This window comes from Solimicrobium silvestre (genome assembly GCF_002976435.1).
Taxonomy (GTDB): domain Bacteria; phylum Pseudomonadota; class Gammaproteobacteria; order Burkholderiales; family Burkholderiaceae_D; genus Solimicrobium; species Solimicrobium silvestre.
Map to the genome: position 1 here is coordinate 48,250 of NZ_PUGF01000013.1, position 14,309 is coordinate 62,558.

At 46.7% G+C, this 14,309-nt stretch carries 13 protein-coding genes; 7 read left to right on the forward strand and 6 right to left on the reverse strand.

Annotation, left to right across the window (positions count from 1 at the left end; translation table 11 throughout):
• The first annotated feature begins 290 nt into the window (after window positions 1-290).
• A complete protein-coding gene (locus S2091_RS13975; RefSeq protein ID WP_105532563.1) occupies window positions 291-2,486 on the forward strand; it encodes a S46 family peptidase in 2,196 nt (731 codons plus the stop codon).
• A 212-nt stretch (window positions 2,487-2,698) separates the two neighbouring features.
• Here S2091_RS13975 and S2091_RS13980 read toward each other — a convergent pair whose 3' ends face one another.
• Window positions 2,699-3,679, reverse strand: a complete 981-nt coding sequence (locus tag S2091_RS13980) for a zinc-binding dehydrogenase (RefSeq protein WP_105532564.1) — start codon at window positions 3,677-3,679, stop codon at window positions 2,699-2,701.
• A gap of 94 nt (window positions 3,680-3,773) precedes the next feature.
• On the opposite strand from S2091_RS13980, the gene S2091_RS13985 reads away from it, so the two are divergent.
• The 6 genes from S2091_RS13985 (at window position 3,774) to S2091_RS14005 (ending at window position 9,463) form a co-directional block, all read left to right on the forward strand.
• Window positions 3,774-4,676, forward strand: a complete 903-nt coding sequence (locus S2091_RS13985) for a LysR family transcriptional regulator (RefSeq protein WP_243405424.1) — start codon at window positions 3,774-3,776, stop codon at window positions 4,674-4,676.
• 148 nt (window positions 4,677-4,824) lie between these two features.
• Window positions 4,825-6,099 carry a lipid IV(A) 3-deoxy-D-manno-octulosonic acid transferase gene (gene waaA / locus S2091_RS13990; RefSeq protein WP_105532565.1) on the forward strand — a complete coding sequence of 425 codons (1,275 nt, stop codon included), beginning with the start codon at window positions 4,825-4,827 and terminating at the stop codon, window positions 6,097-6,099.
• 107 nt (window positions 6,100-6,206) lie between these two features.
• Window positions 6,207-6,521, forward strand: coding sequence for a hypothetical protein (locus S2091_RS13995; protein WP_105532566.1), 315 nt, complete (start codon window positions 6,207-6,209; stop codon window positions 6,519-6,521).
• 7 nt (window positions 6,522-6,528) lie between these two features.
• Window positions 6,529-7,104 carry a GNAT family N-acetyltransferase gene (locus S2091_RS24310; protein ID WP_207769710.1) on the forward strand — a complete coding sequence of 192 codons (576 nt, stop codon included), beginning with the start codon at window positions 6,529-6,531 and terminating at the stop codon, window positions 7,102-7,104.
• A complete protein-coding gene (locus S2091_RS24315) occupies window positions 7,043-7,630 on the forward strand; it encodes a peptidase C39 family protein (RefSeq protein ID WP_207769711.1) in 588 nt (195 codons plus the stop codon). Before S2091_RS24310 ends, S2091_RS24315 begins: the two co-directional genes overlap by 62 nt.
• Window positions 7,631-7,819: 189 nt before the next feature.
• On the forward strand, window positions 7,820-9,463 hold the full coding sequence (locus S2091_RS14005) for a RimK family protein (RefSeq protein WP_207769712.1): 1,644 nt from the start codon (window positions 7,820-7,822) through the stop codon (window positions 9,461-9,463).
• Between the two features lie 48 nt (window positions 9,464-9,511).
• Here the strand turns inward: S2091_RS14005 and S2091_RS14010 are convergent, their stop codons facing one another.
• The 5 genes from S2091_RS14010 to S2091_RS14030 all read right to left on the reverse strand — a co-directional run bounded on the left by S2091_RS14010 (window position 9,512) and on the right by S2091_RS14030 (window position 14,088).
• Window positions 9,512-10,894, reverse strand: coding sequence for a TolC family outer membrane protein (locus S2091_RS14010; protein ID WP_243405425.1), 1,383 nt, complete (start codon window positions 10,892-10,894; stop codon window positions 9,512-9,514).
• 236 nt (window positions 10,895-11,130) lie between these two features.
• Entirely contained in the window at window positions 11,131-11,454 is a 324-nt protein-coding gene (locus S2091_RS14015) for a rhodanese-like domain-containing protein (RefSeq protein ID WP_105532654.1), read from the reverse strand.
• Window positions 11,455-11,469: 15 nt separating this feature from the next.
• Entirely contained in the window at window positions 11,470-12,123 is a 654-nt protein-coding gene (locus S2091_RS14020; protein WP_105532567.1) for a protein-L-isoaspartate O-methyltransferase family protein, read from the reverse strand.
• Window positions 12,124-12,199: 76 nt separating this feature from the next.
• Entirely contained in the window at window positions 12,200-12,829 is a 630-nt protein-coding gene (locus S2091_RS14025; RefSeq protein WP_105532568.1) for a TetR/AcrR family transcriptional regulator, read from the reverse strand.
• Window positions 12,830-12,972: 143 nt separating this feature from the next.
• Window positions 12,973-14,088 carry a catalase family protein gene (locus tag S2091_RS14030; RefSeq protein WP_105532569.1) on the reverse strand — a complete coding sequence of 372 codons (1,116 nt, stop codon included), beginning with the start codon at window positions 14,086-14,088 and terminating at the stop codon, window positions 12,973-12,975.
• Window positions 14,089-14,309 lie beyond the last annotated feature (221 nt).

The following is a 14,309-nucleotide window of genomic DNA, read 5'->3' on the forward strand; positions in this document are numbered from 1 at the left end:
AAAAAACGTACACTCTGAAACAACACGGCCCTCCCATAATTTATCTTTTTAATAAAACAAAAAAGAAAGTTCCGTTCTAGAGAAAATATAATTCACTGCCAAATATTGCATGGCATTTCCCCATAATTCAAAACATCATCAACTCAAATTCACCAATACCAACATTATTCATTGCGCAACGAAAACTAGTTGACAGTAGCCCACAACTTCTCTACTTTCCTATGTCCGGGACACGTTTATAACGACACTATTTCCGCCCTTTAACCTATGAAGCTTGGAAAATAAATCTAATGAAAAAATCACTATTACTGTTAGGCGCATTGAGCACCTTAAGTACCTTTGGCAGCATCGCGTTTGCCGATGAAGGCATGTGGATGCCGCAACAACTTCCTCAAATTGCCAAACAACTCAAAGCAGATGGCTTGCAACTTGACCCAAACACATTAACCAAATTAACTGAATTCCCGATGGGTGCCATCGTTAGTTTGGGCGGCTGCTCAGCGTCGTTCGTATCGCCACAAGGTTTGGTGATTACTAACCACCATTGCGCTTACAGCAGCGTTTCGCACAACTCATCACCTGAGCATAATTACCTCGCGAATGGCTTTTTAGCGAAAACGTTGAGCGATGAATTGCCGGCATCACCAGGCTTCCGCGTTTTTGTGACCACAGATGTCAATAACGTGAGCAGCAAAGTTATCTCCTCCAGCGTGGCTAAATTAAACGGCAAAAAACGCGTCGATGCGATTGAAAAAAATCAAAAAGATTTAGTCGCCGCCTGCGAAAAAGAAGCTGGTACACGCTGCAACGTGGCAAGCTATTACGGCGGTTTAGAATTTTATTTAATCAAACAATTAGAAATTCGCGATGTGCGCTTAGTGCATGCGCCTGCCGAAGGCGTTGGTAAATTTGGTGGCGATACCGATAACTGGATGTGGCCACGCCACACCGGCGACTACAGCTTTTTCCGCGCTTATGTGAACAAAGACGGTAAACCGGCTGACTTCAGCAAAGACAACGTGCCGTACGTTCCTAAGCACTATTTGCGCTTAGCGTCGCAAGCATTAAAAGAAGGTGATTTCGTGATGGTCACCGGCTACCCAGGCCGCACCAACCGCCATCGCTTACCGTCTGAAATTGAACAGACATTTAACTGGAGCTACCCTGCTTTTGTTAAAGCATCCGGCGAACAGTTAGCGATTATTGCGCAGGCTACGAGCGGTAATGAAGACCTCAAATTGAAATACGCCAGCGCAGTTGCCAGCGTAAATAACTACTACAAAAACCGTCAGGGAATGTTAGATAGTTATGCCGGCAGCGATATTTTGCCGCGCAAAGAAAAGCAGTTAGCCGATTTAAAAACCTGGGTAAATGCCGATCCAAAGCGTAAGCAAGAATATGCTCACGATATCGATCAGGTTGAACAACTGATGGCTGAACGTGATGCACAGGCTAAAAAAGACTTTTTGATCAGCTATTCCACACCGCGATTGCTCACAGTAGCCAAAGGCATGCTGCGCTTCTCGCACGAATCTGAAAAAGCCGATATCGACCGCAAAATCGGTTATCAGGAACATGACATGGCGCGTTTCAGAGCGTCAACAGAAGGTCTGGATCGTAGCTACGACGCCAATGTCGACCAAGCTTTAGCGCTGCACTTCTTAACGCAATACATTGCGCAACCTAAAGATCAACGCAATGCCAATTTTGATGCGGCGTTAAATCTGCACGATGGCATGACAGAAACCGATTTAAAAACCATGCTCACCAATTTGTACGCCAGCAGTAAATTGGGCACCAAAGAAGCACGCGTTACCTGGTTAGATAAAAAACCGGCTGACTTCAACAGCAGTGATGACGGCTTTATCAAAGCAGCAGTCGCCTTGTACGACGAAAACATGAAGCGCGAAGACCGCGACAATGAATTGGCCGGAAAAATTCAGCAAACTTATGCGAACTACATGAAGGCAAAAATCGCTTACATGAACAGCATCGGGCAAGCAATTTATCCTGACGCGAACAGCACTTTACGGGTTACTTTCGGTAAAGTCGCTGGCCGTGAACAAGGTGCAGATGGCACTAGCTGGACAGCATTCACCAGCTTGCGCGGTATTTTGGCTAAAAACACCGGCAGCGGTGAATTCAATGCACCAACAGCGCAATTGACGGCAATTAAAGAAGCCAATCAAGAAGCACTGAAAACCGGTAACTTTGGAAAATACGGCGACGCTAAACTGAATTCCGTACCAGTCAATTTCTTGGCAACCTTAGATATTACTGGCGGCAATTCGGGTTCAGCGGCGTTAAATGCCAAAGGCGAATTAGTTGGCTTGGCGTTTGACGGTACGTTAGATTCGATTATTTCGGATTGGGATTACAACAAAACCAAGTCCCGTTCGATTCAAGTCGATTTGCGCTACATTTTGTGGGAAATGACGAATGTAGATCATGCGGATAATTTACTTAAAGAATTAAAAGTAAAATAATCTGAAATTGGGGTAACTAGTGGGGCAACTGTAGCGGTTGCCCCACTTTGCATATTCGCATCAAGAAAATCACCATTTGGTCTTTGAAAAAAACCGGTGAGTCACATTTCAAATCGGCTTTATATACCTTTAAATATTAAGAATTCCTCGCAAAAAAAGGGATCACCATTCCTTACCACTTATCCAATTTTCGCTTTAAAAAGTGATTAGTCTTAGACACGAATCACAATCTTGCCATTGGCCTGACCCGACTCGACCAAACGATGGGCTTCTCGGATTTCGCTAAACGCAAACACGTGAGCCGGCGCCGCCCTGTATACACCTTGTGCAACACGATCAACGATGTCTTGGAACGGAATTTCCATGATTGGGAACTCAGCGCTGCCGATCACCAGTGCGCTGGCAAACACGCTGAAATGACGCCCACTAGGGATCTGGAACACAGGTTCCAGATTGGCGATCGGGCCGCCGCCACCGAGAAAACCGGCCAGACAGACGCGCCCGTCCCGACAAACCATAGCAAGTGAATCCAATATTGTGCTGTTACCTATCAGATCCAGCACAGCGTCAATTCCACCCGGATGACGTTCACGCACGCGGTCTTGCAGGTCTGGCGCCTCAATCAATACTTCTTTTGCTCCAATTGCTTCGAGTCCGGCGGCGCGTTCTGCATTACGCGTTGTGGCAATGACGCGTGCCCCAAGGTGGGCTGCAATATTGACAGCCGCTTGCCCCAGAGCCGAAGTGGCACCACGGATAAGTACTGTCTGATCAGGTTTCAACGCTAGATTACCGTGCAGGCAGCTCCACGCGGTGGCGTACGATTCCGGGATCGCGGCTAGTTCTTCCCAAGACAGGTCGGTGGAGACAGTCGCTACGTTGCTTGCTGGCACCACGGTGTATTCCGAATAACTGCCGTTGATGCTGCGCCCCATACCGCCGACAATAGCAATGACCTTTTGCTCAACTTGGAATTGGCCGGATGGGTCCGCCTTGACTACGCCGACACACTCGATACCGCTTATCTCCGCCACGTCACCCCAGGCACCCTGACGGAAATAGATCTCGGCGTGGTTGACGCCAAACGCTTTTACCTCAATCAATATCTGCCCCATTTTCGCCTCAGGTATTGGGCGCTCTTCCACCGTCAGCACTTCTGGTCCACCGTATTGCTTGATAACAATTGCTTTCATTTCACACACTCCTTTTTGTTGGTGAATAGCACTTTACCCATGTAGTTAATTCATTTATATTTTTAAATTCTTATAAACATAATTCAGTTTATCTATGATTAATAATCTTACGCTCCACCAACTGCGCTGTTTCGACGCCGTCGTAACCCAAGGAAGTTTTCAGGCTGCGGCGAACCAATTGTTTCGCTCGCAGCCCACCGTCTTCGCAGCCGTCAAAAGTCTGGAGGCGCAGGTGGGTGTTAACCTTCTGGATCGAAGTAGCTATCGTGTAAAGGTGACGGACGCGGGGCGCTCATTTCATGCCCGAACCCGTGTGTTTCTTCAGGAATACGGTAAGTTGGAGAATCACGTCACCCAACTTTCAATGGGCGTGGAGAGCGAGCTGCGTGTGGTGATTGGGGATTTGTGTCCACTGACGGAAACTCTGAATTTGCTGCGACGATTTTTTGACAACTGCCCGGGCACGCGCCTTCACCTACATTTTGAAGCCATTTCTGGCCCGTGGGAACGGCTGAACGATGGTGACGCTGATTTGATCTTCCATCATATAGACACGAGCGACCCAAGCCTGGAGTACATCAACTTGCAAAATGTAAAATTGATTCCTGTCGTTGCACCCAACTTCCTTTCATTCCCGATTACAGATGCTATATCGCCAGAACAAATGCGTGACTACGTACAGTGCGTCATCCGTGATTCGGCCCGACACTCGGCGCCACGGGACTACTATGTGATGGAAGGCACTCGCAGTTGGACAGTGAGCGACCAGTTAATGAAGAAGGAGGTTATTGTTCAGGGAATGGGATGGGGACACATGCCGGACTTCCTGATCGAAGACGAGTTGCGTTCGGGTAGCCTGCTCTCCATCGCAGGCAAGTATCTGCGTGGGGGACAAGTTGGCCTTGTAGCGGCTCGGAATCGTAATATCCCTCACGGACCGGTAGCTGAATTGCTATGGAGCTACATCGAAGATCATTTGCATTCGACAAATAGATAGATCAATCCATAATTATCAAAAATGCTTTATGGTGCATGTCTCATCAATCAAAATAATGATTCTCAAAAACAACTATTCAGTATTCCTCATCCCTACCTGAAACAAAAATCGGTGATAATGCGGCTTCTCTGCAGATCACACTCAAGCTATGCGCATTTTGTACACCTTTGTCTGGATTTTAGCCCTGCCGCTAGTGCTAGCCAGATTGTTTTGGCGTGGTCGTTTAGAACCAGGTTATCGGCAACATATTGCTGAGCGATTTGGTTTTTATAGCGCCGCCAGCAAACCAAAACAAGCCGTTATTTGGGTGCATGCCGTGTCCGTTGGGGAAACCCGCGCAGCCGAGCCACTGATCAAGCAATTAATGCAAGCTTACCCGCAGCACCGTATTTTACTCAGCCACATGACGCCAACCGGGCGCGCTACCGGAGCACTGCTGTTTGCCAACGAACTCAGTAACAACACCGTGCAACAGTGTTTTTTACCGTATGACATTCCATATTTAGTCCGTCGCTTGCTAACTCACTTCAAACCTACGATTTGTATTTTGATGGAAACTGAAGTGTGGCCGAATTTGATTTACGCTTGCCGGCAGCAAGCCGTTCCGGTCACTCTGGTGAATGCCCGGCTTTCACCAAAGTCTTTAAAAAAAGCCGAACGCTTATCGAGCTTAATTCTTCCAGCCAGTGCTGCATTGACTTGCGTGGCAGCCCAAACCGAAGCCGATGCCAAACGGATACTTCAACTAGGCGCGCCCAAGGTACTAGTGACTGGCAACAGCAAATTTGATGTCAGCCTGAATCCCGAACAAATTAGCGCCGGCCACACGCTGCGCGAGCAATTTGGTTCACGTCCCGTGTTGCTGTGCGCTTCTACCCGAGAAGGCGAAGAAGATTTAATTTTGGATGCCTTCATGCAGGTACAAAATTCCAACCTGTTATTAATCATCGTACCGCGCCATCCACAACGGTTTGACCTGGTAGAGCAACTAATTAAACAGCGCGGTTTAACCATGGAACGCCGCACCACATTAGCCCAAAACAAGTTAGCAGACGAAGTGCGGGTGGTTTTAGGCGACACCATGGGTGAAATGGCCAGCTACTACGTCAGTAGCGATATCGCATTTATTGGCGGCAGTTTATTGCCCTTAGGCGGTCAAAATTTAATTGAAGCGTGTGCCGTAGAAAAACCGGTACTGATCGGCCCGCACACGTTTAATTTTGAAGCAATTAGCGTCGATGCGATTGAAGCGAAAGGTGCGCTGCGCATCTACAATGCAGCTCAATTATTTGAAGAAACCGGCAAGCTAATTCAAGACCGCGAGCGTAAAACCACTATGGGAAAATGCGCCCTCGCCTTCGCCGAACAACACCGCGGAGCCACCGCACGAACCCTGGCTTTATTGCGCGAATATATACATTAGCGCCATCCCTATATATTTTATTTACACCTCAGCTGTGTATCTATAGAAGGTTTTTACAGCAAGATTGCTAATCTACCGCTAACGAGTTGAAAAAGCGGTGGATATCAATGAATCACATCTCAGCAGACCCAAGACTATGGGATAAGCATGCGCCTACCCATGAAAATGGTGCCGCTAAACATACAGTCAGAATAACGCCGCGCGGCGTTAAGATGCATTTTTCTGTTAACACAAATCACATTACTGAATTACGACATCTGATCATGACTACATGCGGAGATCTGCTGATATTTATGCAGATTCAGCCAGTTGAACATGCCACCAGAATGCAGGTGGAGTTATGCATGAAAATACCCGCGCTACAGCGAGTTACGGCTGCAATTCAGCATACCAGCATGAATGTAGCATTGACGTGCATTTAGCAAATCGATGATCCGGGCAGCTATTTCTGCCGACATAACGGCACTACTTGCGATAGAAAATAGTAGCTTTCAAGGTGACAGGCTTACCCAGCGTAGCTTCCGTCATTTATTAATGCATGGGAACTCAATTACCCTGGTTGATGAGCACAATGGCCAGTTACGCGGCTATGTCACCTTACTTTTTCGCCGCAACAATTCGCGATCGCGGCTGTATTCAATTGCAACGCATCCCCATTTTCTAGGCCAAGGTGTCGCGGCCATGTTGTTGATTGCGGCAGAACAAGCTGCCTTATCAAGCAATTGCGTCACCATGCGATTAGAAATCCGCAAAGACAATCAAGCTTCGTTACAGCTATTCCAACATCGTGGCTATCGTATTTTTGATGAATACTCAGGCTACTATCAAGATGGAATGTCCGCATTTCGATTAGAAAAATCACTGACCCATCTGTTGCGCCCCGAACCGGTTCGTGCGCCCTATTACCGGCAAACACTTGGTTTCAGCTTGTCTGATGATGGCGATGAAAGCATTCAAACCCAATCTCGATCTAAATCGCACACTAGAGCTACAACTTTGGCGTGAGGCAACCACGATTTTTATGACAGCGGGGCATGGTGGTTGCGGCCCGCACGGCCTTGCGCTAGCCGCTTTGCAGCGTGGTTTTCCCTGCGAGATATTCGTCAATGGAACCGGGGTTTTGTTTCAGGATTCTGTGCGCAGCCCAGAGAAGCGCGAAGTGATCCAACTCGTTCACGAAGACTTTGTTGAACAGGTGCTACGGCATAAAATTCCACTACATTACAAGCTTGCCGGTTCGGCTGAGTTAATGCGCAGCTTCAGCGCAGGAGGAATCCCACTGGTACTGATTTCGACGTATCGCCTGACACGCGAACGTGCACCGCATTGGGTCATTATTACCGGCTGCGATGATCTCTATTTTTACATTCATGATCCGGATAATTCCGATGCGCGAGAAGGCGATGACCGTATCAATATAGCGGTTCTTAAAAAGGATTTTGAACGCATGGCACGCTATGGTCGTCAAGGCAGCAAGGCGGTTGTGATAGTTTACCCGCCCCAAAATCCAACGCCACTTACAAAAAATTGATGCGCAACTCATTACTATTTACAGTTTTTATATTTCATTCAGTTCACACTGAATTGACGTTAGGACTGACGAAAAATTGTTCCGGCAAGACGCGACGACGCAGACAGTACGCCTGCACGGCAAGGAGGAGCAACGCAACTGGAGCGGTTTTACGTAAATCCAAACCACATTGTCAACGACAGGACTTCTATGCCCAAAGCTAAAGCAACCACTCCCCCCACACGTAGTTTTAATTTGCAGCAGTTGTTGGCAAGCGATGCAGAACTCTCTTCCGGCAGTACGATGCTAAACCTTGCCCGTTTTTCCCGAAAACGTACCGCGGATTTTTTGATTATTGTTGAAAACAACAAGGACTGGATACCCCGCTCAGACTATGAACAGGTTGTATCCGCTTCCGACTATCTTGGCTCCGATGCAGCGTATGCAAAGCCGGGAACAATAGTCATTAACCTATGCCGCAGCTACAAATATCTTTCAATCGGCTACTACTGCTCACTCTTGGCAGAAGCACGTTCGCAGCAGGTGATTCCTTCGGTAAAAACGGTCAACGATTTATCGCACAAAGCAATTTACAGCTTGGACATGAGTGATCTGGATTATGCCCTGAATGGTATTTTTTCAAAAAATGCTAACCAACCGCTGCCAGTTGAGTTTGCTATGGATATTTTCTTTGGCATGACGGACTACACACCGCTTGCGCAATTGGCCCAGCAACTATTCGATATTTTCCCTGCTCCACTCATACGAGTTGAATTTGAACATCGCAGTGACTGGAAAATCCGCTCAGTCAAAGTACAAAATATTTCTTCACTCTGCGCATATCAAAAAGAGATCTTCATTCAGGCTTTTGATACATTTCATGGCAAGGCCTGGCTGCAAAACTATGCTGGTAAAAAGCACCGATATAACATCGCGATATTGCACAATCCAGAAGAGCTGCTACCACCTAGCAACAACGCCGCACTCGCCAAATTTGTACAGGTTGGGCGAGAATTGGGTATCGACGTTACTTTAGTTGAGAAAAAACATTACTCGCATATTGCAGAATATGACGCGCTATTCATCCGCGAAACGACCGCTATCAATCATCACACCTATCGCTTTGCTAAAAAAGCGGAAAGTGAAGGCCTGGTTGTCATTGACGACCCGGTTTCTATTTTGCGCTGTACCAATAAAATTTACTTAGCGGACTTGATGCGCGTCAACGGCATCGCTACGCCGCGCACCTATGTGCTGCAAGAGAGTGATATTGATGACATAACGGAACTGGAGCAAGAAATTGCTTACCCGATGGTCATGAAAATTCCCGATGGAGCCTTTTCGCGTGGCGTTTCCAAGGTGGTGAATCGGCATGAATTTGAATCTACCGCACGCGAACTCCTAAAACATTCATCGCTCATTTTGATACAGGAATACCTGTACACCGAGTTTGACTGGCGCATCGGCGTATTGAATAAGCAGGTAATTTTTGCTAGCCAATATTTCATGTCAACAGGTCACTGGCAGGTAGCCAAGCGTGATGCCGATGGCAAAGCTGAATTTGGTATGAGCCGGGCCGTGTCACTGGATAAAGTACCACCCGATTTATTAGCGCAAGCAGTACGTGCAGCCAATTTAATTGGTGATAGTTTGTATGGAGTCGATATGAAAATGACTGAGAAAGGCCCGGTAGTCATTGAGGTCAACGATAACCCGAATATTGATCAAGGCATTGAAGATGGGGTATTGGGCGACGAGTTATATCGCATGATTCTGCAAGATTTTGTCAGGAGATTACGCGTTCAACATCAGCAGGTAACGTCATCCATGCCTGAAATCGGTGCCGCCGCGTAGGTTGCAGATTACCGGCACGGAAGATCCGCGCCGGAATTAACCCATTAATTAATGCAGCAACGCATTCACTTGCGCTAAATCTTCTTGTTTCAACGACGACGCCGCCGCTTTTAAACGTAAGCCGTTCATGATCGTGTCATAACGGGCTTTAGATAAATTCTGCTGCGTTGTATATAACTGCTGCTGCGCGTTGAGCACGTCAATATTAATCCGCACGCCAACTTGGTAACCCAGCACATTCGAATCTAACGCCGATTGGGAAGATATTTCTGCCGCCTCATAGGCTTTAACTTGCGCCAAGCCGCTATTCACACCTAAGTACGCTTGCCGCGCTGCCAATGCTGCGCTACGTTTAGCGGTCTCAAAGTCATTGCCGGCTTTATCTTCTAAAGCAATCGCTTCTCTGACTTTACTGGTTACTGCAAAACCGGAAAATAACGGTATGTTTAACTGAATACCGATATTGCGTGAGGTATCTACAAAGGCCGGTTGCTGTTCAATCGGAATCGCCGAGTTATTGGACCGGTTAACGTTGGCGACTAAATCCAGAGTTGGTAAATGTCCGGCACGGTTTAATGAGATCGTGCGCTTGGCAATTTCTTGTGTGACTTGCGCGCCGACTACACCATAATTATTGAATTCTGCTGCACTTACCCAATCATTAATATTGGTAGGTTCTGGAGCACTTAATTGCACGCCTTTATGTAAGGGTGCCAAGCCATCTGGCTCATGCCCGATGATTTGTTGTAAGGTGCTACGCTTGATTTCCAAATCATTTTCTGCGGCGAATTCTGAAGCTACCGCCAAATCGTAACGCGCCTGCGCTTCATGTTGATCGGTAATGGTGGTCGTGCCGACTTCAAAATTACGCTTTGCAAACGAGAGTTGCTCGGTAATCGCGGTTTTATTGGCGCGCACCGACTCTAGAGTATCTTGCGCGGATAACACATCAAAATAAGCCTGGGAAACACGCACCATCAAATCGAGTTGGGCTTGCCCAAATAACGCTTCACTGGCTAAGACTTGTAATTTACCCTGCTCATATTGCTGCCAATTTTCCCAATGTATTAAGGGCTGGGTTAATTGCAAGGTATAGTTGCCGTTGGTGCTTTTTACGCCATTCACAGACACACCGCCGCTTGAATAATTGGAGCTTGAAGATGTGGTGCTACCAGTAATGCCAATTGTCGGCAACAAGAGCGCACGGCCTTGCACCGATTTTTCCTGGCCTGCTGTTAATGAAGCACGGGCGCTGGCGTATTGCGGATCATTTTGGAGAGCTTCCTGATAAGTTTGCAGCAGATCAGCCGCCGAGGCTGGTGCGGCAAAAATGCCACTCGCTATAAGTGAAGCAAATAAAACTGAGTAAATTACGATTTGATTTTTTTTACGCTTAGCGTTATTCATAGATTCGTTCATAGTTTCATTCATAGCAGCTACTCCGCAGGAGTTGTTCACCAACATGGATTTAAAAACGACCTTGGCCGGACAGCCCAAAGCGAGTGCAAAAAAAGCTCCGAGGAGCTTTACATTTAAATTTAAATAATCTACGCAGCACTGTAATGAAACTCGCATTCGGTCGCCATGAAAATGCGACCAATTGCATTATTTAAGGGCTGAGATGCAGAAAATACAGGGCAAAGCACCGTAACACTGAAGAGCGATACTTAATAAGTTTCCATTGTCGTGTCAACCTGCACGGCCCAGGCATGGATGCCGCCGGTAAGATTAATGACATGTTCAAAGTCATGCTGCTTTAAAAACCGGGCGACTTGCATGCTACGAGCGCCATGATGACAAATACAAACAATAGCCGCGGCACTGTCCAATTCATTCATCCGGGGCGGCACTGAATGCATAGGTATATGTAGACTTGCGGGTATCTGACAGTGTTGCAATTCAGAAAGTTCCCGCACATCCAACAAAACCGGTGGCTGGCGATTAGCATCTGCTAACCAGTTGGCTAATTCGGGAGCACTGATACTAATCACGTCCATAATTACCTTTTAGAATGAAAATGTTGAAGGATGCTCAGCATGCGGTACCGCAGCAATGCTGGTTTCAAACAACGGCTTGGCAACGAACTCGGTTTCGCTACTGCGTGTATAAATGAACGCCGTCATGATTGGCGCAGAACCCAAAATGACAAATAAACGGCCGCCTACTTTAAGCTGCTGCTTTAATTCTTCCGGCAATACTTGCAAAGAACCTGTCATCACAATCACATCATAAGGAGCCGCTTTAGGCCAGCCCTTGGCTGCATCGCCTAATTCCAGACTCACATTGGCAACGCCTTCGTGATGCAAATTTTGTTCTGCAACGAGATGTACTTCAGGAGAAGTTTCTACACACGTGACGTGCCTGGCATGGAAAGCCAACAACGCTGGCAGGTAACCAGAACCTGCGCCAACAATTAAGGCGCTCTCATGTTTTTTAACGGCGACTTCCTGCACAATACGTGCTTCCATTTTTGGGCTGAGCATCAAACTGCCGTCTGGCAACGGAAGTTCCGTATCCATAAAGGCTAAGGATTTTTGATTTGTAGGCAGAAATTTTTCACGTTTTACAATAGTCAGCAGCTCTAAAACACCCATATCCAATACATTCCAAGGGCGGATTTGTTGCTCTATCATATTAAAACGGGCTTGTTCAAGTTTCATTGTAGGTACTCGCAATCGGGCAAAAACGTTATTCTAGCAAAGGCCGTGCTTAGGCGGCAGATAGTATTGCAGTTAATTAATTTTTTAATAAACCAGCAAGGATGACTTCAATATATGACCGGACATAATCGTCTCTCACAATCGCATGTGGTTCGCAGCAGCTAAATGTATTACTCCAAAGCATTAGCATAACGATGGGGGCAGTGACAATTTTGGGCATCACACTTAAATCAAGCTGCCTGAATTCACCGCTTTGCATGCCACGCTCTAATAACTGAATAATCATCAGTTCATTTCGATTAATGACTTCTGCATAGTAAAATTCGGCTAGTTCTGGGAAATTACTGGCTTCTGCAAACATCAGCTTACAAATTCCAGCTAAATTAGGTGCGCTAATTTGCTCGCACCAATGCGTAATCAATTCGATAAACAGCTCTTTGGTACTGCCTTGGAATTCACTAATCAATTGTTCGGCTTGAGCAATATTGGGCACGATGGTGTCACGCACTACCGCTTTAAATAGCTCTTCTTTATTTTCAAAATACAAATATAAAGTGCCTTTAGAGACGCCCGCTTTACGCGCCACTTCTTCTAAACGCGTAGCAGCATAACCGCGCTCCACAAATATCTCCAATGCCGCAGAAAGTAATTCTTGCGGTCTTGCATCCTTACGGCGCGCCCAACGTGGCTTTAAACAGATTGACATGGCTCATTCTTAAAAAAACTAACTAACTTATGAGTCATTAATGTAACGACCTACGCTGTACAGGTCAAGTGATGGCGTACTTGTTATGTCGGAATAGAATCTTATTTGGATTTTTTAAAAGTAAATTCACACATAAGAAAAATTCAAGGTGGGAAATGATCCAGATTTTTTGGTTCAATAATATCTAAATCATTATGTTCGGCACGAAATTTTGCCGACATTTCGTAAGCAGCCTTACGAATGCGCATGATTGAACCAATGGGGCGATGCGCAATGATGCCGTGCCAGGGACTAAATAATATTTTATCGTCAACTGCTTTGGAACGTTCAGCACTCCACGCAACCTGTGGCCCGGCAATAATGCGGGCAACGGTCAGATAGGGGCTGCTTTCTTCGGGCCAGGAAACTGAGGCATCTTCAATTGGCATACTTGCCAAATCTGTGCATAACTGAACCCGCAAATCCCATTCGGCGGTATCGTGCGCAAATAATTCGACTACTGCGTCGCGTAGGCCATTTGGCTTGCCATTTACGTTGAGTGGCGTGTCGGTGAGTTTTTTGAGATTGGCAGAAGTTGGCACAATTGAAATCTTTGCCATATACGGGCCGAACAGGATTGGTGCCTTGCTGAAGAATGTTTCTCCCAGTATGTGCGTTTCAGGATGTCCACCTAAGCCGATAACCGTGGCACTTTTACCGCCAAGCGATTCAATCACTTTTTCTGTCCCGCGCATCACCGCGGACAACGCTTTTTTTAATTTTGGCACTTTATCGGTGGTAGAAGCCAGCAGCTTCAGCCCCCCGAGAAATTTTTTTGCATTCGGTGTCGAAAATTCCGCCCCGCAATTAACTAGAATAAAATCTTGGGTGACGTCATTTTCACTGCCTTGTAAACGGGTACCTTCAACGCCGATAACTTTGAGGGCGAAGCCGCGTGGTGTTGAAACACTGTCATCGAGCATATCGCCTGGCACAGTAGAAAGACGAATCAGCACCGGCCAATCGCCGGCTTTGGCGAATATTCCCTGTGCCAAAACCGCAGGCAAGCCATCCAACACGTGCAGTTCGCCGCGCAATAAACCATGACTTTTTGCATGTACGCTACGTGTTGCATGCCCTGAATCTTTCAATGTTACTTCCGATATGTGCTTAAGCGTTTTCAATAATTCGTTTTGTGTTTCGGTTTCGCCATCTTCAGGGACTTCAAAACTTGCTTCGTATTTTATAGGGGACTTGGGAGCGCGGTTAGGTGAGTGCATGACAGATCCTTCGTTTCGTTTTGATTCGTTGCGTAAACTGAATTTATACAGCCCGGCAAAGATTCTCCGTGCGGTGTCACACACAAAGGCAACCATTTTTGTGATAACGCAGGTCGAATTGAGTGACGCGAATGTTTTCAAGTAAGGTGCGATAGCGCACAGATCAACGCGATTCTTGAAACTATAGTTTGTCTTCGCATAACCGGGATAGGTAACGGTTT

Excerpts from the sequence above, each read along its gene's own strand:
- S2091_RS13980 (WP_105532564.1), bottom strand. The coding sequence starts at position 3,679 with ATGAAAGCAATTGTTATCAAGCAATACGGTGGACCAGAAGTGCTGACG.
- S2091_RS14010 (WP_243405425.1), bottom strand. The coding sequence starts at position 10,894 with ATGAATGAAACTATGAACGAATCTATGAATAACGCTAAGCGTAAAAAA.
- S2091_RS13995 (WP_105532566.1), top strand. The coding sequence starts at position 6,207 with ATGAATCACATCTCAGCAGACCCAAGACTATGGGATAAGCATGCGCCT.
- S2091_RS24315 (WP_207769711.1), top strand. The coding sequence starts at position 7,043 with ATGAAAGCATTCAAACCCAATCTCGATCTAAATCGCACACTAGAGCTA.
- waaA (WP_105532565.1), top strand. The coding sequence starts at position 4,825 with ATGCGCATTTTGTACACCTTTGTCTGGATTTTAGCCCTGCCGCTAGTG.
- S2091_RS14005 (WP_207769712.1), top strand. The coding sequence starts at position 7,820 with ATGCCCAAAGCTAAAGCAACCACTCCCCCCACACGTAGTTTTAATTTG.
- S2091_RS24310 (WP_207769710.1), top strand. The coding sequence starts at position 6,529 with ATGATCCGGGCAGCTATTTCTGCCGACATAACGGCACTACTTGCGATA.
- S2091_RS14020 (WP_105532567.1), bottom strand. The coding sequence starts at position 12,123 with ATGAAACTTGAACAAGCCCGTTTTAATATGATAGAGCAACAAATCCGC.
- S2091_RS14025 (WP_105532568.1), bottom strand. The coding sequence starts at position 12,829 with ATGTCAATCTGTTTAAAGCCACGTTGGGCGCGCCGTAAGGATGCAAGA.
- S2091_RS13975 (WP_105532563.1), top strand. The coding sequence starts at position 291 with ATGAAAAAATCACTATTACTGTTAGGCGCATTGAGCACCTTAAGTACC.
- S2091_RS14030 (WP_105532569.1), bottom strand. The coding sequence starts at position 14,088 with ATGCACTCACCTAACCGCGCTCCCAAGTCCCCTATAAAATACGAAGCA.
- S2091_RS13985 (WP_243405424.1), top strand. The coding sequence starts at position 3,774 with ATGATTAATAATCTTACGCTCCACCAACTGCGCTGTTTCGACGCCGTC.